Raw genomic sequence first — 20951 nt, 5'->3', positions numbered from 1 at the left:
CGCAGGACAACCGACATGCGAACCGTATTCAGGGAAGATCACGAACTATTCCGCCAGCAGGCGCGCCGTTTCATCGAAAACGAAATCGTCCCCCATCTGCACGAATGGGAGCACGCCGGCATCGTGCCGAAGGAAATCTGGCGCAAGGCCGGCGAAATCGGCCTGCTCTGCTCTACCGTGTCGGAGGAGTACGGTGGTAGCGGCGGTGACTTCGGCCACTCGGCGGTGATGATCGAGGAGCTGGCGCGTGTCAATGCGACCGCGATCGGATTCACGACGCACTCGGAAATTGTTGCGCCCTACATCGTCGCTTACGGCACCGAGGAGCAGAAGCGCCGATGGCTGCCGCGCATGGCGACGGGTGAGTTGATCGGCGTAATTGCGATGAGCGAGCCCGGCATCGGCAGCGATCTGCGTTCGATGCGAACGACCGCCCGACGCGAGGGCAACGACTACATCGTCAACGGTCAGAAGACCTTCATCACGAACGGCGGCAACGCCGGGCTCGTCGTGACCGCGACCAAGCTCGATCCGCAATCCAGGGACCTGACGCTGATCTGCGTCGAGGAAGACATGCCCGGATTCTCCAAGGGAAAGCTGCTGGAGAAGATCGGACTCAAGGGACAGGATACGTCGGAGCTGTTCTTCGACAACGTCCGCGTGCCGGCCGAATTCCGCCTCGGCGAGGAAAACAGCGGCTTCACCTACCTGACCCATCAGCTCGCCTGGGAACGCACGATCATCGGCATTCGCGCCGCGGCCTCCATCGACTCGCTTCTGGACGAAACCATCGCGTACACGCGCGATCGTCAGGTGTTCGGCAAGCGGCTATTCGACTTCCAGAATACCCGCTTCAAGCTCGCCGAAGTCAAGGCGCAGGCGACGATGCTGCGCACGTTCGTCGACGATTGCCTCGGCAAGGCCATGCGCGGCGAGCTGACCGCCGAGGTCGGCGCGATGTGCAAGCTCGTTGGCTCCGAGCTGCAAGGCAAGCTGCTCGACGACCTGTTGCAACTGCACGGCGGGTACGGCTTCATGAGCGAATACCGCATAAGCCGGGCGTGGGTAGATGCGCGCGTCGCGCGCATCTACGGTGGCACCTCGGAAATCATGAAGGAAATCATCGGCCGCTCGCTTTGACTGTGCCGCTCTAGAAACGGCAATACAACAGAGGACCCTCCCATGCCCAAAGTCTCATTCACCTCACATGATGGCGTCACGACCGAAGTCGAGGCGGCCGACGGTGTCACGCTCATGCAGATCGCGCTCGAACAGGGCATCGGCGGAATCAGCGGGGACTGCGGCGGCGCGTGCCAGTGCTGCACCTGTCACGTTTTCGTCGACGACGCGTGGCAGTCGAGGCTGCCGTCCTTGGACGACCTGGAAGATGCAATGCTCGACAGCACCGCCGAACCGCGTCGCACCAATAGCCGCCTGTCTTGCCAGCTCACGATGCGCGCCGAACTCGACGGGCTGATCGTCCACCTGCCCGCCACGCAAATCTGACGAAGGCGGCGTGCAAGCGGGCAATTGCGCGTGCATCACAGAGGCCGAACATGTCGAAGGGAATTCTGCAAGGCGTGCGTGTACTCGACCTGGCAGCAGGCGCGGCTGGATCGGTAGCCGCGCTGCAGCTGTCCGAGGCCGGTGCGGAGGTGATCAAGATCGAGCCGCCCGGCGGCGCGCCGCTGCGTGGCAGTCCCGGCTTTGCGGTGTGGAACCGTGGCAAGAAAAGCGTCGTGCTTGACCTTGCAGCCGCCGAAGGCCGTGCGTCGCTGGGGCGGCTTCTTGCGGCGTCGGACGTGCTGATCCACGAATTCACGCCTCGCGAGGCGGCCACGCGCGGTCTCGACGACTCCGGCCTGCGCGCGCGCTTCCCACACCTGATCGTCTCCGCGGTATCGGGCTGGCCGTCGGGCCACCCCGACGCCGATCGCCCGCCCCGCGAAACGCTCGTGCTCGCACGGCTCGGTCTGATGGCGGAGCAGCCCGGTCATCGGCCCGGCCCGGTTTTCATCCGCATGCCTTACGCGAGTTTCTGCACTGCGTGGTTGTGCGCGATCGGCGCCGTCGCGAGGCTGATCCAGCGCGGGCGCGGACGTGGAGTCGGCCCCGCGCATACGAGCCTCGCTCAAGGCGCCCTGATTCCCATGACGATGCACTGGGCGCGCGCCGAGACACCCTCGGCGTCCTTCGTCAAGGGCCTCGACAAGTCCGTTGCGGTCGCCATTCATCAATGTTCGGATAACGAATGGATTCACGTCCACTACGCGCCCGACGCGGCGCCGTACATGCGCGAGGCCCTCGACGCGCTGGGCCCCGATGGCATCGCTGCAGCCAACGCGCGCTGGGGCAAGAACCACACCGCGCCAAACTTCGGCGCCAACCGGGAGATATTCGCAACGCGCCCTGCCCGGGAATGGCTGGAACACCTGTGGGCCCATGACATTTCGGCGCAGCCCGCCGCGCCTTTTGGCGCAGTTTATTTCGACGAGCAGGCGCGCGTGAACGGGTATATCGCGGAAGTCGACGACCCGCAGTTCGGCAAGACGCTGCAGCCCGGCCCGGCTTACGGGGTCACGCCACCCGCCAGGGTGGCCCGCGACGGTCTGCGTCCGCTGGGCATCGATACGCAAGCCGTATTCGAGGCACTGGAGCCGAAGCCGCCCTCCTCGACGGCCAGCGCCGCCACCGCGCTACCCCTCGAAGGTGTCCGCATCCTCGACTTCGGCGCCTATCTCGCGGGACCGTTCGGCGCGATGCTGCTCGCGGATCTCGGCGCGGACGTGATCAAGGTTGAGCCGACCAGCGGCGACATCATGCGCTATCTGGACCGCGTCTTTTGCGGCTGCCAGCGCGGCAAGCGCAGCGTCGCGCTGAACATGAAGGATCCCCGCACCAGGCCGGTCGTCGAGGCCCTCGCGCACTGGGCCGACGCGTTCCATCACAACATGCGCCTGCCAGCCGCACGCAAGCTGGGCCTCGACTACGAAAGCCTGCGCGCGGCCAATCCCGCGCTCGTCGGGTGTCATATCAGCTCGTATGGACCCGGCGGCGCGCGCGCCGACTGGCCAGGATTCGACCAACTCTTCCAGGCCGCGTGCGGCTGGGAAGTCGAAAACGGCGGAGAGGGCAATCCGCCGATGTGGCTGCGCTTCGGTGTCTGCGATCACCTTGCCGCGCTGTCGTCGGCCTACGCGCTGCTGCTGGGCCTCTACCATCGCGACCGGACGGGCGTGGGCCAGATGACGTGCGCCTCGCTGCTCGGCGCGACGATCCTCAGCACCGGCGAGACAGTGGTTCGCGCCGATGGCGGCGTCGGAGCTTTCGCCCGTCTCGACGGCGATCAAACGGGCGTGTCGCCCTCGCATCGGCTATATGCATGCAAGGACGGATGGGTCGCCGTTGCGGCATTGACGGACGACGAGCAGATACGCTTCGCGACGCTCGTGGGGCGTGACGCGCAAGCATTCTTTGCCGCCCGCGGCCAGTACGCCGTGGAAGCCATGCTCGAAGACGCTGGCATTGCGGCCTCCGTCGTTCGCGAAGAGCAACACCACGCGTTCCTCGACGACTCGGGCAATCGCGCCGCGGGCCTCGTGATGAGCGCAAAGCACACGACCCAGGGTCACCTGGAGCAGATCGGCGCGTTCTGGGATCTCGGCGAGGTGCGCGCCTTGCCCGACCGTGCCGCGCCGGCGCTCGGCGAACACAGCCGCGAGGTGCTCGCGGCGCTCGGGTTGCCGGACGTGGAGATCGAGGCGCTCGCCGAAGCAGGCCTCATCGCTGGCTGACGACGCAGACGACGCTCATTCGCGCGCAGAGTCAAAGCGCGAATGTTCGCCGGGAAGCGCCGGCTCCCCGGCATCGCCGGACTACCGCTCAATCCCACACCACATGCACCGCATCGGGCCCGCGCAACTGCGCGCCGATGATCTTCGGCGGCGACCGGTCCGGATCGAGGCGAAGGTTAGGCAGCAGATCGAGAATCGCGTTGACCGCGACCTGCAGCTCGACCTTCGCGATGAACTGCCCGATGCACATGTGCGGCCCGAATCCGAAACCGAACGAGGGCTTTGGCTTGCGATCGATGTCGAACGTCTCGCTGTTCTCGAACACCTCTTCGTCGCGGTTCGCCGACGAAACAATGCATTGCACCATCGCGCCCTTCGGGATGGGCACGCCGCCGATCTCTGTATCGACCGCGGCCTGACGCACCTTGAAGGTGGCGACCGGCTCGAAGCGCACCGCTTCATCGATCGCTTTGGGCACGAGGCTGCGATCCGCCTTCACGCGCTCGAGCAGCGCCGGCCGTTCGAGCAACAGCGTCATCAGCGAGCCGAACGTGCGCGTCGTAGTCTCGCCCGCTGCTGGCAGCAATGAGCGCACGAACGTCGCGATGTCGTGGTCGTCGAGATGGCGTCCCTCGTATTCCGCGCGGATCAGGCGGGAAATGAGATCCTCCCCCTCCGCGCCTTTCGCGCGCACTACGGCAACTTCGCTCCGGATCGCCGCATAGAGCGCCTCGGCCGCTTCCATCGCGGCCTTGCGCGCGATCGCGGCCTTTTCCGCATCGACCTGCGGCCCGGCCAGAATCGCCAGCGCCCACGCGGCGTACTGCTCGACCCGCTCCGGCCGGTCGTCCGCGAAGCCGATCAGCGAATAGATCAGGCGAATCGGAAAATGCAGGCCGAAATGCGTCAGGTCGGCCCGCCGCTGCGGCACCATGGGACCGATGAACTCGTTGCGCACGATCGGCTCCATCTTCGATTCGCGCCACCGGTTCACCACCTCCGGAAGAAACACCGGCTGCAGCAGCGCGCGCGCACGGCGATGCGCTTCACCGTCCATGCCGGTCAGGATCAGGCCGTCGAAGAACGCCCCCAGCCCTTCGGCGATAAAGCCGCTCGTGAAGTTCGCCGCGTCACGCAGCACGGACATCACGTCCTTGTACTTGAACAGCGTGAAGGTCGGCCGGTTCGGGTCGAGCTTCGCGATATTGGGCACCCCGAGGCTTGCCATGAAGTCCTGCGCGATCACGGGCGAGTTCCTGCGCATGTCGCGATAAATCGCGTTCAGATCGACGTCGCTGCCGCGATAGTTGCTCGCAGCGTTTTCAAATGCACTTTCGAGTGCGGTCGACTTGGCGGGGCTTGTCATTCCGGTCTCCATTACTGTTGTCGTTCGCGCTGCACGCCGCGCGCGTCACTCTTCATAGGCCCGCTGGGCCTGGGTCATGCGCCCGCCCGCCAGCATCAGCGCGCAGAACATATTGAGTTCGACGATCTGCGGCACGCTGAACCACGCGCCAAGATCCGCGAATATCGCTTCGTCGATTGCAAGCGGATCGGACGCGAACAGTTCCGCGAACCGCAGCGCGACGCGCTCCGCCTCACTGAAACGCGGGTCGGACGACGCCAGGCACGCCAGATCGGCATCGGTCACCGTGGCGGATTTGCGCGCTGTCTGGCAGGCGCGACACGTCGTGAACGATGCAATGCGCAGTCTCACGAGCTCGCGCAGCCGTTCGTCGAGTACGCCGTGGTTGTGCATCTGATCGAGCGCGACAAGCCAGGCCGCCGCGACTTCGGGACGGTGCGCCCAAACCTGGACCGGCGTGGTCGAGCTCAGCATGCGTGTGCTCAGCCCGCGCCGCACCGCGTCGGCGAGGCCTTCCGGGAACTGCGCCAGCGGAATCAGCGGCAGCAAGGCCATAACTTCTCCTCGACATCGGGCGTTGCGTACAGGCTCAATCGAGCCGTTCGATGACCGTCGCCGTGCCCATGCCGCCAGCGCAACAGATCGCCTGCAGGCCATAGCGGGCGCCGCGGCGCTCAAGTTCGTGCAGCATCGTCGTCATGATGCGTGCGCCACTCGCGCCTAACGGATGACCGAGGGCGATCGCGCCGCCGTTCACGTTGACCTTCGCATGCGGCACGCCAAACTCCTTCATCCAGACGAGCGGCACTGGCGCGAAGGCCTCGTTGATCTCGAACAGATCGATGTCGCTCAGCCCGAGTCCTGCCTTTTCCAGCACCTTGTGCGTCGCCAGGATCGGGCCGGTCAGCATCAACGTCGGGTTTGAGCCGACGGTCGTCACCGCACGCACGCGTGCGCGCGCTTTGACGCCGAGCCTGCGCGCCTTGTCCGACGACATCAGCAAGAGCGCGGCCGCCCCGTCCGAGATCTGCGACGAGTTGCCGGCCGTCAAGCGCCCGTCGCTGCGAAAGCTCGTCTTCAACGTGGCGAGCTTGTCGCTGTTCGTTCCCGGACGGATCGTCTCGTCAGCGGCAAGGAGCGCCGCCTCGCCTTCGAGCGACTTCTCGCGCAGCCGGTCGACCGGTACCGGCACGATTTCGCGTGCGAACCGGCCTTCGGCTGCCGCCGCAGCCGCGCGGCGATGGCTCTCGACCGAGTACGCGTCCAGTTGCGCGCGGGTGAGCCCCCAGCGATCACACAGGCGCTCCGCCGCTTCGCCCTGGCTCGTCAGCTCGAAGCGCTCGCTCGCCATCCAGCCAAACGCTTCGCCGTGCAGATCGCGGTTGCTCCCCATCGGCACGCGGCTCATGCTCTCCGCGCCGCCCGCGACGATCACATCGGCAGCGCCGAATGCGATCTGGCCCGCGGCAATGTGGACCGCCTCTTCGCCGGACCCGCACTTGCGGTCGATCGTCAGGCCCGAGATGGTCTCGGGCCAGCCGGCACCGAGCACCGAGGTCCGGGCGATGTTCGCCGACTGCTCGCCGATCTGCGTAACGCAGCCGAACACGACGTCGTTGACGGCCTGCGGTTTCAGGCCCGCGCGCTGGATCAGCTGATCGATGACGAACGCGCCGAGATGATCGGCGCGCACGCCGGCGAGTGCGCCGCGGAACTTGCCGATCGGCGTACGCACGGCATCCACGATGACGACGTCATGCGTCATAGCACGCTCCCCTTGAGGCCCGAGCCGGGCACACGCTGTCCGTCCTCGTAGCGATAGACACCGTGCCCGGTCTTGCGGCCGAGACGCCCCGCCGCCACCATCTTGATGATGAGCGGACATGGCCGGAACTTCTCGCCAAGCGTCTGATGCAGATACTTCAGCACGGACAGGCGTGTATCCCAGCCGGTAAGGTCGCCGAGTTCGAGCGGCCCCATCGGATGATTGAAGCCGAGACGCAGGGCGGTATCGATGTCCTCGGCGCTTGCGGTGCCATCCTGGAGCATCCACATTGCCTCATTGCCGAGCAGCGCCGACATGCGGCTCGTCGTAAGGCCCGGCGCTTCGTTGACGATGATCGAGGTCTTGCCGATCGCGTCCGAGTATTCACGCGTGACGGCCACCGTTTCGTCGCTGGTCGCGAGCCCGCGCACGAGCTCGACCAGCTTCATCTTGTGGACCGGATTGAAGAAGTGCATGCCGATCACGCGTTCCGGCTTCGTCACGGCCGTTGCGATTTCCGTCACGCTGAGCGCCGAAGTGTTGGTCGCGTAGATTGCCTCATCCGCCATCACCGCCGCTGCCTCGGCCAGCACCGCCTGCTTGACGGGCAGCTTTTCCGTCACGGTCTCGACCAGCAGCTGGGCACCCGCCGCGCCCTTCGTCAGCTCGCGCTCGAGCGACAGCCGGCCCAGGGCGGCTTGCGCGTCGGCCGCCTGAATCTTGCCGAGCCGGACGCCATCGTCGAGCACCTTGCCAATCGCCTGGCGAGCACGCTCGAGCGCGTTGCCGTCGGTGTCGACCAGCGCAGTCGAAAAGCCCGAACTCGTGAACGCGTGTGCAATGCCCGTGCCCATCAACCCCGCGCCTGCCACCACGACCTTGTTGTTCCTCAATGTCATCCCTGTTCTCCCCTCATGCTGATTCGATCACGGTCACGACGTTGCGCAGCGTGCCGATGCCCTCGATCTCCGCCTCCACGACGTCGCCCGGATTGAGAAATCGACCGGTACCCTGTCCCGTGCCTTCGGGCGAACCGGTGAACAGCACATCGCCCGGCGCGAAGCTCGATCGCTCGTCGACGAAGCGCACCAGCTCGGCCACGTTCCATGTCATCTCGCCGCACGACGCGTCCTGCCGTGTTTCGCCATTCACCTTGAGCGTCATGCGCAGCACTGGGCTGCCGTCCGGAAATTCGTCGCGTGTCACGATCCACGGGCCGAGGCCCGTGGATCGGTCCTGGCTTTTCGCCGCAAACAGATCCATCCCGACACCCGGCGGACCGCTACGCTGAAGGTCGCGGGCGCTCACGTCGTTGCCCACCGTGTAGCCGAGCACGCTCGAAAGCGGATCGTTGCGGTCGATCTTCTCCGCGCCGATCACCGCGACCAGTTCGACTTCGTGATCGAGTTCCTTCGTGAGCGGCGGGTAGCGGATCGGGTCGTGAGCGCCGATCAGCGCGCCGTAGGCCTTCAGGAACGCGACCGGCTGGCTGTGGCTACGCATGCCGAAATCGGCTTTCAGATGCTTCACGTAGTTCGCGCCGGCCACCACGACGCGGTTCGTGGGTTCGATCGGCGCAAGCAATCGCACGCCCGCGAGCGGCCGCTCCGGTCCGGTGAACGTCAGCGCACGCTCCCCTTCGCCTCGCGCGAGTGCCGGCCCCCAGTCTGCGGGGCCACCAGCGATCGGCCTCAGTGCGACGCGAGCCACGTCGACCACGGCCCAGAATGGCGTGCCGCCGTCGCTGCAGCGCGCGAGCTTCATGCGCTTACCGCCTGCTTCTTCGCGGGCGCGCCGATCTTCGCAGGATTGAGATGCAACAGCTCGCACGCATTCTTCCAGCGGATCTTCTGCAGGTCGTCGTCCGAAAGGCGCAGCCCCTCAGTCAGGTCGTGACGCACGGCGTCACTGCCACCGAAGTTGCTACCGTAGAGCACGCGGTCAGCGCCGATGATGTCGATCAGTGCCTGACGCATCGGAATTTCGTGCAACTCGACGTCGAAGTAGAAGTTCTTCTTCAGATACTCCAGCACCGGCTTCTTGTTGTGCGCGACGTCGAGATTGCCGTTGCACTGTGCCAGGCGACCGAGCTGATAGGGAACATAGCCGCCGCCGTGCGTGATATAGACCTTCAGGTCGGGAAAGCGATCCAGCACGCCGCCGCAGACAAGGTTCCAGAAACAGCGCGTCTCGTCGTACTGCATGCCAACGATCGCGGTCGTTTCGTAACGGTCGTCGTTAGCCTTCTTGCCCCAGGTGACCGACTGGTTATAGCCGTGAATGAACATCGGCAGGTCGAGATCGCAAAGCGCTTTCCAGACAGGGTCGAGTTCAGGCGAATCGAACTCGAGACCGCCGAAATTCGCACCACCGGCCACGAGCCCCTTTGCACCCAGCTCGGTGCAAGCCCGGCGCAGTTCGAGCGCGGCCTGTTCGGGCGCATTCAGTGCGGCATGCGCCCAGAACATCAGCCGGTCGGGTGCCGCCGAGCAGTATTCGGCCAGCGTATCGTTGACCTTCGTCGCGAACGGCACAGAGAACTCCTTCTCTGCCCAGTACATGTAGCAATGCGAGGGCACCGATACGACCTGCGCGTTCTGGCCTGCTGCATCCATGCCAGCAAGCCGCACCTTCGGGTCGGCCCAGCGCGCCTGATACTCCTCGAGCGTCGGCCCCTTACCCGCGCGCACGAGCGCCTTACGTTCGGGCGAACCCAGTGTCAGGATCCAGTCGCCTACACGGAGCTTGACGTCGCCATCTTCGTGCCGTTCAAAAAAGGGCCCCCAGTGAGGGTGCTGGTTGTAATAGCCCGGATGCGGTGCGTGAGCATGAAGGTCGATGAGCATGTTGTCTCCTTGCGCCCGTGGCGGCGCAGATGTGTAGAAGAAAGACCCGTACCGGGCGGGCCCCGTCTCCGGACACACGACAACCGGATACGCGAAGCCGCTCAGACTGTCGTCATCATGCCAATATTGGTCATTTAATGCAAATGTGTTTAACTTAATTGTCGGCGCATTGCCCGCTAGCGTCTCGCCCGCGTCAGACCGCCAAATCGCAGCGCGTCGATCAACCGTCCGATTCGACGCGGCATCTCGTCGAGATCCGCCTGGCTGTCGATAATCTGCTCGCTCATCACGAAGCGGATGATCAGATCGCAAATCAGCTCACTATCGAGCTTCACGCCGAGGCGACTGTCCCAAACCTCAAACACCGGCGCGAGCAGCACCTGAAAGCGGATCGCCGAGTCGTGAAAGATCCGCTTGTAGAAGCGCAGCGCGAACTCTGGCGCGACGACGAATAGGCGCCGCGGGTTGCCGACTTTCAGGTAATCGTGCAGATAGTGAACGAGCGCGACGAAGCGCTGGTCGGGGTCCTCGTACGACTCCAGCAACGCCGCGGTCGTGCGGTGGAACTGTTCGCGCCGATGCCGCGAAAACCCTTCCAGCAGTTCTTCCTGCGACGCGAAGTAACGATAGAAGGTGCCGCGTGAAATACCGGCGTTTTCGCAGACTTCCAGGATCGAAATGCGCTCTGCGCCGGACTTGAGCACGATCTTCTCCGTCGCAGCAAAGATGTTCTCGATGGTCTGCTCGGAGCGCCGGTTGCTGCGGCGCCGGCGCGGCGCTGGCGCCGCCGGCACCGCGCCGGCATTGTCCTCCACCCTCGCCACCCGGCGCCCGGCCGTCAGTGTCCCGTCGGCTGCAAGGCGCTTGCCCCGCGGGCCCTTTCTTGCGGCGGATTCCGGGCTGGACCTGTCATCGCCAGTGACATGCCGGACCGCTGCGGCCGCCTTCGTTGGTGTGAGATTCTTCGACATAATTTGAATAGATTTGCAAAAAGTGTTCGGGTTTATCCGCAGACCGCAATGACGATGTAAATACTAGAATCCCATTCTGAAATCAGAATCAAGTGACAAAGCGCCCGCATCGCTATCGGAGACGACGATATGGCAGGAACCGGAAGAACTGACACCTGGTCGCTCGGCGAACAGGACACCGTTATTGCGGCACTCGATCGAGCCGTTGCCGCACATCCGGACCGGGTGTTGCTCGACTTCTCGGGCGATCTGTACACCTATGCGCAGGTCGACCGGCTGTCCACCCGTCTCGCCAATTCGCTCGCAGAGCTTGGCGTGACGGCGGGCCAGACGGTCGTCACGATGCTCGACAATAATCTCGACGCCGTGATCGCATGGCTCGCGATCAACAAGCTGTGCGCGGTCAGCGTGCCGATCAATACGGCCCTGCGCGGCGAATTTCTGCGTCACCAGCTCGACGACGCGAGCGCACTGCTCGTCATCTGCGAGGGTGAGTACGTCGAACGCATCGCAGCCGTTGCCGATCAGCTCAAGGAAGTCAGGCGCGTGCTTTATCGTGACACCACCACGGTCAAGAAATGTGGTGCGCTCACACTGGCGCCGCTCGACGAGCACCGCGGCAGCGACGACACGCCGCTCAGCCGCAAGCCGAATCCGTGGGATCTCGCGAGCCTCATCTATACGTCGGGTACGACCGGGCCGTCCAAAGGCTGCATGATCAGCTACAACTTCATGTGCAATCTCGCGCGCCAGCAGTTGCGGGCAGGCCCGGCGACGGCGAACGACATCACAATCACCCCGCTGCCGCTCTTTCACATGAACGCGCTTGCTGTCGGCGTGCTCTCGAACATACTCGTGGGCGCACGCGTTGCCATCGTGTCGCGCTTTTCGGTGTCGAAGTTCTGGTCCGAGGTCGAGCGCAGCGGCGCGACCATCGCGTCGATTCTTGGCGGAATGGGCGGTCTGCTCGCCAACGCGCCAGACGACGAAGCTGCGAAACGGTGCTTCGGTCAGATCCATACGGTTCGCGGCAACCCGTTCACCGAGGCGACCAAACAGATATGGCGCGAGCGCTTCGGCGCGAGGCAGGTCGGCGGCAATGGTTACGGGCTGACCGAGGCATGCGTGATCACGTCGCTGCCGGCTGGCGAGTATGCGGCACCGGGCTCCTCGGGCAAGCGCATCCCCGAGTTCGACGTCCGCGTCGTCGACGAACTCGACCGCGAACTGCCCGCGAATCAGGCAGGCGAAATCGTCTGCCGTCCCCTCCACCCCGATGTGATGTTCATGGGCTACTGGCGCCGGCCGGAGGACACGCTCAAGCTGATGCGGAACTTGTGGTTTCATACAGGCGATATTGGCAAGTTCGACGACGATGGGTTCTTCTACTTCGTCGACCGGAAAAAAGACTATCTGCGCAGGCGCGGCGAGAATATCTCCAGCTTCGAAATGGAATCTGCGTTTTCTCGTCATCCCGACATTGCCGAGGTGGCCGTGCATGCCGTCCCGTCGGACAAGGGCGAGGATGACGTCAAGGTCACAGCCGTTCTCAACCCGGATTCCACCGTGACAGCCGAAGCCCTGTTTCACTGGGCAACGGACGCCGTGCCGTACTACGCGTTGCCGCGCTACATCGAGTTCCGCGAAACGCTGCCCAAGAACCCGCAAGGTCGCGTTCTCAAGTACCAGTTGCGAGACGAAGGCAAGACGCCGGATACCTGGGATCTCGAAGCCACGGACATCAAGGTGGCGAGACGCTGACTGGTTCCGGGGCGTGGGCCCCGTCTTCACCCCATCCCCAACGCAGTCGCGCCGGCATCGACCGGCGCGTTGCGTTTGCGGGATTTCACTCAATACTCACGCGGCTTGATCCCATCTGGCCGCGAGTTATATCCCGGCAGGTGCAGGCCGCCGTCGACATGCAGTGTCTCGCCCGTCACGAAGCGTGACATCTCGGAAGCAAAAAACACCACGGCAGGCCCGATGTCATGCTCCGGGTCACCGCTGCGCCCGAGAGGCCGCGCAGCGGCCGAGCGCTCCGCAAACCCCGGATTCTTCGCTGCCAGCTCAAAAAACGTCGCCCCCATCGCGGTCGGCGCGATCGCATTGACGGTGATGTTGAAGCGCCCCCATTCCGATGCGGCACTTCGAGTCAGGCCGACGATGCCCGCCTTCGCCGTGTTGTAATCGCCATGCAGCCACGCGCCTGTCTCGGTGTCGATCGAATAGAAGTTCACGATTCGCCCCCAGCGCTGCTCACGCATGGGCACAAACGCCGCACGCATGGCCCACCAGGTCGCCCACAGCGATGTCGTGAGCGTCTGCTCCAGCATTTCGTCGGTTTTCTCTTCGAGCAGTACATTCGGCGTCGGCACAAACGCGTTGTTGACCAAGATGTCGAGCCTGCCGAACTGCTCGACCGCGCCGCGCACCGCCGCTTCAATCGACGCCTTGCTTGTGACGTCGGTTTTGACGAACAGCGCCCGCCCACCCGTCTCGCGGATTTCCTGCTCGACCTGGCGGCCCGTGCTTTCGTTGATCTCCGCGATAATCACCGCCGCACCTTCTTTACTGAACGCGTGCGCAACTCCGCGGCCTATCCCGCCGCCCGCTCCGGTCACGAGCGCCACCCGCTGCTCAAGCAGACCCATACCGTCACCCCACGTTATTGAACAGATATTACAATATCGTACACTTTAAAGATAATTGTGTCAGCATTTGAACACTGCTGTCCTTCTTTCTGCTTTCCGGGGCTCACCCTCATGTTCAGACGTCGCATCATCATCAGCAACCGGACGGACGGCCCGCAGACCATCACGCGAGCCGCGCTCGAGGACGACTTCCACCATTTCCGCGTCGAGGTGACAAGCATTGGGGCCCGCGTCTCGAAAGTCGGTGGTGCAGCACCTCGCAAGCCCTATACGTTGTGCTCGCATGCAATCGGACAGCTCGAGGTACTGGTCGGCATGCCGCTTGCCGGAACCAGCCACGAGGTCACGCGCGTCACCGATCCCGCCGACCAGTGCACGCATCTTCTCGAACTGGCGGGGCTGGCGATCGCCGCGGCTGCGCGCGGCACGCCGAGACGCCAATACGACATCGCCGTACCGCCACGCGTGGCCGACCGCACGCATCCGACGCTAGCGCGCGACGGCATTCCCTGCCTTGCATGGAACGTGGTGGGTTCGGTCATCGAAGGCCCCGCCCCGTATACGGGCGTGAGCCTCTACCACGGCATGGCGCGCTGGGCACTGAGCACACTGGACGCGGAGGAAGCCGAGGCCGCCCTCGTGCTCAGGCGCGGCACGGGCATTTCCAGAGGGCGCGGCCTGAACCTCGACGCGCAGGTTCACGCGAAGCCGACCGGCAACTGCTTCGTGCAGCAGCCACAACGGGCGCCGCAGGCGATACGGGTGGTCGGCTCGACACTGGACTTCGCGGCCCGCCCCGCCGATCTGTGTGCTGACGATCTGACGTGGCTCGCGTTCGCCTGACCGGATCACGCCGGCATGCGCTCAAAACAGCCCGTCATACGAGCCGCCATCGAGTTGCAGGTTCTGACCGGAGATGAACGATGCCTGTGCCGAGCAGAGATACGCGCAGGCGTCACCGAATTCTTCTGGTTTGCCGAGCCGACGCGCACGCACCGATTTCACCTGAAGCGAGCGCGCCTGTTCGAAAGTGATCCTCCGATCCTCCATGATCCGCCGCGCCATATATTCTTGCCGGTCCGTGTCGATATGCTGGGGAAGCAGGTTGTTGATCGTCACGTTGTCGGCGACCGCTTCGCGTGACAGCCCCTTGGCGAATGCGGTCAGCCCGGTGCGCGCAGTCGTGGAAAGGCTCATGCCGAGGCGCGGCGACTTGACGACCGCCGAGGTGATGTTGACGACGCGGCCGAACTTGCGCGCCCGCATACCGGGAACGACAGCGGACATCAGCAGGATGGGCGCGAGCAGATTCGCTTCGAGCGCCGCCAGCCACGCCGCGTGGTCCCATTGCTCAAGTTCGCCGGGCGCAGGGCCAGCATTGTTGTTCACGAGGATGTCGGGCTGCGGGCACGCTGCGAGCAGCGCGGCGCGTCCCGCTTCGGTGTCGAGATCGGCGACGACGAGTGTCGGACGGCGCCCCGTAGCCTGTTCGATCTCGCGCGCGGCCTCGCCGAGCCTCGCCTCATCGCGACCGTTGATGAACACCTCGCAGCCCTCTCGCGCGAGTGCAAGCGCGCAAGCCTTGCCAAGACCGCGCGACGACGCGCAGACAATCGCTCGACGGCCGTCGATTCCCAGATCCATGCGCCCCCCGTCTTTCATGCCGCGCGGAACCTCGCGAGACGCGGGCGCGCGTTCGATGCTACGTTGCCTCGCCGTGCCCGACCTTCAGATGCGGTGGGACGCTCTCCTGCGGATCGAAGTCGATTTCCACTTCGACGCCGTTGGGATCCTCGAAGAAGACCTGCCAGGTACTGAACGGCCGGGGCGCACGGATCAGACGGTAACGAATCCGCTTCGCCTGCAGCAGCGCCAGCGTGGCAACAATGTCCTCACCGTAGAACGCCATGTGATCCAGCGCACCGCGCCGCAATTGCGGCATCTCGCCGACCGCCACAAGATGCAGCACCGCGCGGCCGGCCGTGTAAAGCCACAGGCCCGGCACCGGAAAGTCGGGTCGCGGCCCGACTTTCAGCCCGAGCATCTCGTAGAATGCGCGTGTTTCGTCTAGCTTGTCCGTCACCACCGTGAAGTGGTCCATCCGTCGGATGAAAGTCATCGCTGCTCCCCCGCACCGAAGCACTCACGACGCGGTTCGACGCGCTGCAATGCGCCTGGCAGGCCCGGGATCGTCAGAGGAAGATCGCCAGATTCGGCGTGCCAAGCACGGCCTGATCAAGCAGGATCTCGCGGCGTGCGAGCAGAAACGAGTCGCCGTGCGCGCGCAGCAGGTCGCGTCGCTCCGCGCTCACCTGATCGAACTCATCGAAGTTGAAGCGGCTACGCATCACGAGCAGATTGCTGCGCACCTCGTACTCGCCCGGTCGCCCGGCTTCGGACACACGGACGTTCGTCACGAGGCGCCGCGTGCGCGACGGCGGATCCTCGGCCCACGCACTCTTCGTTTCGGTGAGGCGCATCACGCGCCCCCTGATCGACCGATAGTCGTCGTCATAGTGCTGCATCGCCCGGACCACGCTTTGCTCGAGCTTCGCCAATGGGCGTGTCTGCCGCGTCGGTGCCGTATAGATAAGGTCCTCCGCGAGCGTCGCGACCCAGTCCTGCAGGCGGAGGTCGTCCAGCATCTCGGCCTCTTCGTACAAAAACTCCAGCACTGCGTTGTAGACCGGCGAGCCGATCCGCACGCGTGGTCCCACGTCGACCGATTCAACCTCGGCGTTCACTGCGTTCATCGATTGTTCTCCTTGGACGGTGTGGCGGCCTGGCACTCAGGCATCGGCGTCGGCGGTCATCAGTTCGAGCCAGTATTGCCACCAATGCCACTGCGTGTCGTCCTTCGTAAATCCTTCATTGACGATGCCCGGCCCCGGCCAGCCCTCAGGCGCGCCGTTCTCGTAAGCAGCCTGGTACTTCAACGTCATCTTCTTTCCTTGCGCGCCCTTTGCAGCGAGGGTCATATGCGGCCATGTGTCCGAGTCGTCCTGCTCGACCATGCCAGTTGTACCCAGCAACTGCGTCGCCTGCTTGCGCATCTTTTCCCGCACGTCCGCAGGCGTATCCTTCTCGACGAAGACCCAGTTCGTGAACTCCAGCTTGTCCGGTCCGCGCGGCACGTAGATGTGCAGCGAAATTGCACCGAGCGACGAGCCGTCGGCCTGCGGCAGATAGAGGAACGCAAACAGGACGTTTGGAAAGATGCCGCCGACCTGGGGCGGCATCGACGCCATCACCTCGATTTGCTCCTTGCCAAGATGCCGGATCAGCTGCGGCACCATGTCGGTCGTCATGCCGGGCGGCGGCAGCACCCTGAGCCGCTCTTCGGGCGTCAGTTCGGCGGGCTCCTTGCCGGTCAGGCGCCGGATTTTGCGCGCGAGGTCCTGGCAACGCAACGCGTGTCCGTGCGGCGAGCTGATTTCAACGCCGTACATCTGCTGCGTCAGGTCGTTCGCGCCTGAGTCCTTGTCCTTGACATGCGAATAGTTGCCCACTTCGCCCAGCCAGCGGTGTAGCGTCAGCGTATGGTAGCCGTCCGCGGCAGACTGCTCGCCCGCAGCCTTCCAGTTCGCACGCACGACGAACCGTTGCGGCGGCCCGAGCACTTCCAGGCCCTTGTCGCTACGCTGAAAGAGCATGTCGTAATACCACTTCGCGTCGCCAAGGAAGTCTTCGAACGAGGGGCCGTTGATATTCCAGGTGGCGAAAATGAGCCCGCCATAGAGCGTCACGCGTGCCTTCTTCAAACCCAACTCGGCCTTCGAACGGATCTTGCCGTGCATGCACTCCTTTTCCACGGGCGCACCGAGGAACGACCCATTGGTCGTGAACGCCCAGCCGTGGTAGATGCAGGTGTGAATCTGCGTGTTGCCCGCATCCACGGTCGACACGCGCATCCCCCGGTGCGAGCAGACGTTCAGAAGTACATGAATCTCACCCGCCTTGTCGCGCGTGATCAGAACCGAATCGGAGCCCATGTCGCGCACCATGAAGTCGCCCGCGGCCGGAATCTCGCTCTCGTGCCCAAGCAACAGCCAGGTTTTGCCAAAAATCCGCTCCATCTCGAGTTCGTAGAGTTCGGGGTCCGATAGCGCCCGCATCTGGACTTCCCGCATTTCCACGTTCACCAGATCCGCGACCTTGGTGCCGTCGGCCAGTGTGGGACCGGTCTTGGTCAACATGCTTGTCTCCTTCGGTTGTTCTTGGCATTAAATATAAACACATTATTGATATATGTCTATAAACTGGCCGCAAACCAGGGACAATCACCTAGACCTTCGCGCGATGCGCGAGCCACGCCTATCCGGCGCTTGCCTCGCGCATCGCTGCTTCACGCATGCGGTGGCACACTTGCGGATCGCCCAGCACGACCTCTTCCCGGTCCCGTTCCTGGCATAGCGTCCACATCGTCTCGGCTACGTCCGCTGCCACGATGTGCGCCGCCCGGTCTTCGTGGAAATCGCGGTATTCATCCCACCCCGGATCGCCCGGTTTGCGTGCGTCCGCAGCGAGGTTTTGCTTGCGCTGCGTATCGCCTTCCACAATCAATCCGGCGATTGTGACCATGCCCGAGTAGATCCCGTCGCGGGCGAGATCGACATACAGGCTGGATGCGTAATTGCGCAGCCCCGCCGCGGCGATCGCGAGATTCGAACTGAACAGCACAGGCGTAATCGCCGACGCCGGTGCCGTGAACAGCAGCGCACCACGTCTGCGTTCGAGCATGTCAGGCAGCACTTCATTTACCGCGACGACCGCGCCGAGCAAGATTCGCGCGAACACCGGCGTGACGTTGTCGAGCGTGATCTTGCGCGGCGCGACGAGCGACGCGGCTTCCGCTGTCGGGCCGTATTCGAGCACGTCGATCCCGCCAAAACGCGCCTTGACGTTCTTCAACGCCGTCACCAATTGCGCGGACTCGCTGACGTCACACGGAAAAGCAGCCGCATCGATGCCTTCCGACGCAAGCGTGGACACGAATCCATCGAGCTTCGCCGCATTACGCGCGAGCAACGCCACCTGATAGCCCTCGTGGCCGAACTTGCGTGCTACCGCGAGGCCGATGCCCGGTCCCGCTCCGAGTACGGCAATAACATTCTTCGCTTTGCGATTTTCGTTCGTCATTGAAATCTCCCTGCGTCGAGTTCCAGGATCGCTGTCCGGCGCAAAACCGCCCGGTGGCGCCCGTCTGTATGAGGCCGGCGCCGCTTTTATGCCTGCGACACCTCAACCGGCTGCGCCGCCGGCCGCACGACGCGGCTGCGCAGCACCCCGATCCGCTCCACTTCCAGTTCCACCACGTCGCCCGGCTTCAGATAGCGCAGTTGCTCAAGTCCGCAGCCGTTGCCAACCGTGCCTGAACCGAGGAATTCGCCCGGATGCAAGGTCTCGGAGCGAGAGATGTGTGCGATGACGTCCTCGAACGTCCAGCGCATGTCGCGCGTGCTACCGCGGCCCCACTCCTCGCCGTTGACGCGCGCGATCATCGTCAGGTTGTACGGATCGTCGAGTTCATCGGCCGTGACGAGGCAGGGCCCCATCACGTTGGCCGTATCGAAGTCCTTGCCCTTCGCCGGGCCGAGCATGCCGCCCATCTCAGCCGCCTGGGCATCGCGCGCGCTGATGTCGTTGAAGATCGTGTAGCCGAAGATATGTGCGCGCGCCTTTTCACGCGACACGTCCTTCGCGCGCGTCGAGATGTAGCAGCCGAACTCCAGTTCGAAGTCGAGAGCGTTGCTGTATGCGGGCCAGTTGACGTCGTCGTCGGGGCCGATTACCGCAAAGCGATTGCACTTGTAGTAAATCGGCTGACGATTGAACGTCTCGATTACCCGGTCATCCGCCCGCGTGTTCATCGCCTTGAGCGTCGCCTCAGGGTCTGGCGTGCGCAGCGCGCGTGCACGGCGCGCCGCTGCGAAACTCTGTCGCAGATGGAGTTCGAAGCAGGAGCAGTCGCGCATTTGCGTCGGCGGCTGGATTGGCGCCAGCAATTTGACCGCCTGACGCTCGCGCACCGCGCCGGCTGGCGCTCGAGCGAGCAGCGCGCGCGCTTCGCAGAGCGCGGCTTCGCCGCCTTCAATCAGTGTCTGCACACTCGAAAACACAGCGCCGTCGCCGCCGCGAGTTTGTATAAGCGAGTCGCGCAGATCGAGCACCGCGTGGTCGTTGTCGAAAAGCGCTCCGGCACGTTGCACGCCGTCACCCGCCTGGAAGGTTACAAGTCTCATATGGGAGAGTCCATTAAAGGGAGAGGTCGCTAGCGGGGTTCGCCACGTCGCGCCTGAGCACGACGGGCAACCCGCCGTGCTCGCGTTTGCTCATCCAGTGCGACAGCGCGGCGTCCATGTAGTCGGCGTGCTTCGGAAACCAGTCAACCAGCGCTCGGGTCAATTCCCGCACAATCGTGACGGCGGCCCCGTTGCGCAACATCTGTTCGACTTCGTGCACCGAACGCAGCACTGCGGCGTGTTCGTCCGCATGGCATTGGACTGCGGGAAAAGCGGTACTGCTCATCCAGTGCTCCTCCTGCGCGAAGTGCTCCATCGCGTGCTGCGCGAATTGCGCGAGGCGGGCGGGCAGTTCGGCATCCGTGGCACGTTGGAGCGCCGCCACCCGTTCGACGAACTCGCGATGGGTCTCGTCCATCGCCGCATTTCCGAGGAGGTAGTGGTCACTCCACCTCATGGTGTCAGCCGGAGCGGAAAGCGTCGCCATTACACGCGTCCCGCCACGGGCAGGCTAGCGCCGTTCATCGCGCGTGCATCGTCGGAAAGCAAAAACGCGATCACCGCGGCCAGCGCGTCGATCGACACCCAGCGCGATACATCCGCATCCGGCATGTCGTTGCGATTTGCAGGCGTATCGAGGATGCTCGGCAGCACTGCATTTACGTTGATGTTGCGATCCTTGAGTTCCTCAGCGAGCGCTTCGGTGAACCGCGCAACGCCAGACTTCGATGCAGCGTATGCGCCCATGCCGAGGCCCGCTTTCTGCGCAGCAAGCGCACCCACGTTCACGATGCGGCCCGCCTCTTCGCGCAAGAGATAGGGCAACGCCTCATGCGACGCGATTACTGCCGTGCGCAGGTTCACCGCATAGAGGCGGTCCCACGTTTCAACACTGCCGCCTTCGAGTGTTTCCCACGCAAAGCCGCCCGCCACGTTCACCAGGGCATCGATGCCGCCGAACGCGGCCTCAACCTTCGCGAATGCGCTTGCCGCGCTTGCGGTATCGCTCAGGTCGACGCCGCCGACCACTAACGCAACACCGGCCGCCTCCGTTTGCGCAGCGCGGTCGACCAGCGCCACGGTGGCACCCCGCTCGGTTAGCGCAGCGCCGACGCCGCGCCCTAGCGCCCCGAGGCCACCCGTGACGATCACCCTCCGGTTCGCCAGCTGATTTGTATCCATAGGAATCTCGTGTCTCCGATATCGCAGCAGCGCCATGGTCAATCCGTCATCGGGAAAACCCTGTCGCGACCACGTTGATTTAATACATATTTACCACTTCTGTTCATATATTATTGTGCCATCCAGCCCGGGTC

The 20951-nt window shown here is 64.1% G+C and carries 21 protein-coding genes; 5 read left to right on the top strand and 16 right to left on the bottom strand.

From position 1 onward, the window contains the following. Positions 1-15: 15 nt before the first annotated feature. Genes D1Y85_RS16050 through D1Y85_RS16040 form a run of 3 tightly spaced genes read left to right on the top strand, consistent with a single transcriptional unit; the run spans position 16 to position 3794 of the window. A complete protein-coding gene (locus tag D1Y85_RS16050; protein ID WP_124152061.1) occupies positions 16-1140 on the top strand; it encodes an acyl-CoA dehydrogenase family protein in 1125 nt (374 codons plus the stop codon). A 42-nt stretch (positions 1141-1182) separates the two neighbouring features. After that, on the top strand, positions 1183-1506 hold the full coding sequence (locus tag D1Y85_RS16045) for a 2Fe-2S iron-sulfur cluster-binding protein (RefSeq protein ID WP_124152060.1): 324 nt from the start codon (positions 1183-1185) through the stop codon (positions 1504-1506). A gap of 50 nt (positions 1507-1556) precedes the next feature. Further along, on the top strand, positions 1557-3794 hold the full coding sequence (locus tag D1Y85_RS16040) for a CoA transferase (protein ID WP_124152059.1): 2238 nt from the start codon (positions 1557-1559) through the stop codon (positions 3792-3794). Between the two features lie 88 nt (positions 3795-3882). Here D1Y85_RS16040 and D1Y85_RS16035 read toward each other — a convergent pair whose 3' ends face one another. The 7 genes from D1Y85_RS16035 to D1Y85_RS16005 form a co-directional block, all read right to left on the bottom strand. Beyond that, a complete protein-coding gene (locus D1Y85_RS16035) occupies positions 3883-5160 on the bottom strand; it encodes a cytochrome P450 (protein ID WP_124152058.1) in 1278 nt (425 codons plus the stop codon). 45 nt (positions 5161-5205) lie between these two features. Further along, complete coding sequence (locus D1Y85_RS16030) at positions 5206-5715, bottom strand: carboxymuconolactone decarboxylase family protein (protein ID WP_124152057.1); 510 nt, start codon at positions 5713-5715, stop codon at positions 5206-5208. Between the two features lie 34 nt (positions 5716-5749). Then, positions 5750-6925, bottom strand: coding sequence for a thiolase family protein (locus D1Y85_RS16025; RefSeq protein ID WP_124152056.1), 1176 nt, complete (start codon positions 6923-6925; stop codon positions 5750-5752). Further along, entirely contained in the window at positions 6922-7824 is a 903-nt protein-coding gene (locus D1Y85_RS16020) for a 3-hydroxyacyl-CoA dehydrogenase (RefSeq protein ID WP_124152055.1), read from the bottom strand. Before D1Y85_RS16020 ends, D1Y85_RS16025 begins: the two co-directional genes overlap by 4 nt. A gap of 13 nt (positions 7825-7837) precedes the next feature. Further along, positions 7838-8689, bottom strand: coding sequence for a fumarylacetoacetate hydrolase family protein (locus D1Y85_RS16015; RefSeq protein WP_124152054.1), 852 nt, complete (start codon positions 8687-8689; stop codon positions 7838-7840). After that, positions 8686-9771 carry an amidohydrolase family protein gene (locus D1Y85_RS16010; RefSeq protein ID WP_124152053.1) on the bottom strand — a complete coding sequence of 362 codons (1086 nt, stop codon included), beginning with the start codon at positions 9769-9771 and terminating at the stop codon, positions 8686-8688. Before D1Y85_RS16010 ends, D1Y85_RS16015 begins: the two co-directional genes overlap by 4 nt. Positions 9772-9947: 176 nt before the next feature. After that, a complete protein-coding gene (locus D1Y85_RS16005; RefSeq protein ID WP_124152052.1) occupies positions 9948-10742 on the bottom strand; it encodes a TetR/AcrR family transcriptional regulator in 795 nt (264 codons plus the stop codon). 129 nt (positions 10743-10871) lie between these two features. Between D1Y85_RS16005 and D1Y85_RS16000 the strand changes: the two genes are divergently transcribed. Then, positions 10872-12503: an ATP-dependent acyl-CoA ligase gene (locus D1Y85_RS16000; RefSeq protein ID WP_124152051.1), complete on the top strand. Its 1632-nt coding sequence runs from the start codon at positions 10872-10874 to the stop codon at positions 12501-12503. Between the two features lie 89 nt (positions 12504-12592). On the opposite strand, the gene D1Y85_RS15995 is transcribed toward D1Y85_RS16000, so the two are convergent. Beyond that, complete coding sequence (locus D1Y85_RS15995) at positions 12593-13393, bottom strand: SDR family NAD(P)-dependent oxidoreductase (protein ID WP_124152050.1); 801 nt, start codon at positions 13391-13393, stop codon at positions 12593-12595. 111 nt (positions 13394-13504) lie between these two features. Between D1Y85_RS15995 and D1Y85_RS15990 the strand changes: the two genes are divergently transcribed. After that, a complete protein-coding gene (locus tag D1Y85_RS15990; RefSeq protein WP_124152049.1) occupies positions 13505-14236 on the top strand; it encodes a DUF2889 domain-containing protein in 732 nt (243 codons plus the stop codon). A 21-nt stretch (positions 14237-14257) separates the two neighbouring features. On the opposite strand, the gene D1Y85_RS15985 is transcribed toward D1Y85_RS15990, so the two are convergent. The 8 genes from D1Y85_RS15985 to D1Y85_RS15950 form a co-directional block, all read right to left on the bottom strand. Then, a complete protein-coding gene (locus D1Y85_RS15985; protein ID WP_124152048.1) occupies positions 14258-15037 on the bottom strand; it encodes an SDR family oxidoreductase in 780 nt (259 codons plus the stop codon). Positions 15038-15095: 58 nt separating this feature from the next. Next, positions 15096-15512 carry a VOC family protein gene (locus tag D1Y85_RS15980; RefSeq protein ID WP_124152047.1) on the bottom strand — a complete coding sequence of 139 codons (417 nt, stop codon included), beginning with the start codon at positions 15510-15512 and terminating at the stop codon, positions 15096-15098. Positions 15513-15585: 73 nt separating this feature from the next. Next, positions 15586-16146, bottom strand: a complete 561-nt coding sequence (locus D1Y85_RS15975) for an aromatic-ring-hydroxylating dioxygenase subunit beta (protein ID WP_124152046.1) — start codon at positions 16144-16146, stop codon at positions 15586-15588. A 36-nt stretch (positions 16147-16182) separates the two neighbouring features. Continuing rightward, complete coding sequence (locus D1Y85_RS15970) at positions 16183-17589, bottom strand: aromatic ring-hydroxylating dioxygenase subunit alpha (protein WP_124152045.1); 1407 nt, start codon at positions 17587-17589, stop codon at positions 16183-16185. A 118-nt stretch (positions 17590-17707) separates the two neighbouring features. Next, a complete protein-coding gene (locus D1Y85_RS15965) occupies positions 17708-18532 on the bottom strand; it encodes an SDR family NAD(P)-dependent oxidoreductase (RefSeq protein WP_124152044.1) in 825 nt (274 codons plus the stop codon). Between the two features lie 86 nt (positions 18533-18618). Continuing rightward, positions 18619-19635, bottom strand: a complete 1017-nt coding sequence (locus D1Y85_RS15960) for a fumarylacetoacetate hydrolase family protein (protein WP_124152043.1) — start codon at positions 19633-19635, stop codon at positions 18619-18621. 13 nt (positions 19636-19648) lie between these two features. After that, positions 19649-20092 (bottom strand): bacteriohemerythrin, encoded by a 444-nt coding sequence (locus D1Y85_RS15955; protein ID WP_124152217.1) that lies wholly within the window; start codon positions 20090-20092, stop codon positions 19649-19651. Between the two features lie 29 nt (positions 20093-20121). Continuing rightward, the gene (locus D1Y85_RS15950) at positions 20122-20817 is read right to left on the bottom strand and encodes an SDR family NAD(P)-dependent oxidoreductase (RefSeq protein WP_124152042.1); all 696 of its coding nucleotides are present in this window, start codon (positions 20815-20817) and stop codon (positions 20122-20124) included. Positions 20818-20951: the final 134 nt, after the last annotated feature.

The sequence above is a fragment of the Paraburkholderia dinghuensis genome (assembly GCF_003837865.1).
Lineage (GTDB): Bacteria > Pseudomonadota > Gammaproteobacteria > Burkholderiales > Burkholderiaceae > Paraburkholderia > Paraburkholderia dinghuensis.
This window is presented reverse-complemented; position numbering and strand designations above follow the sequence as displayed.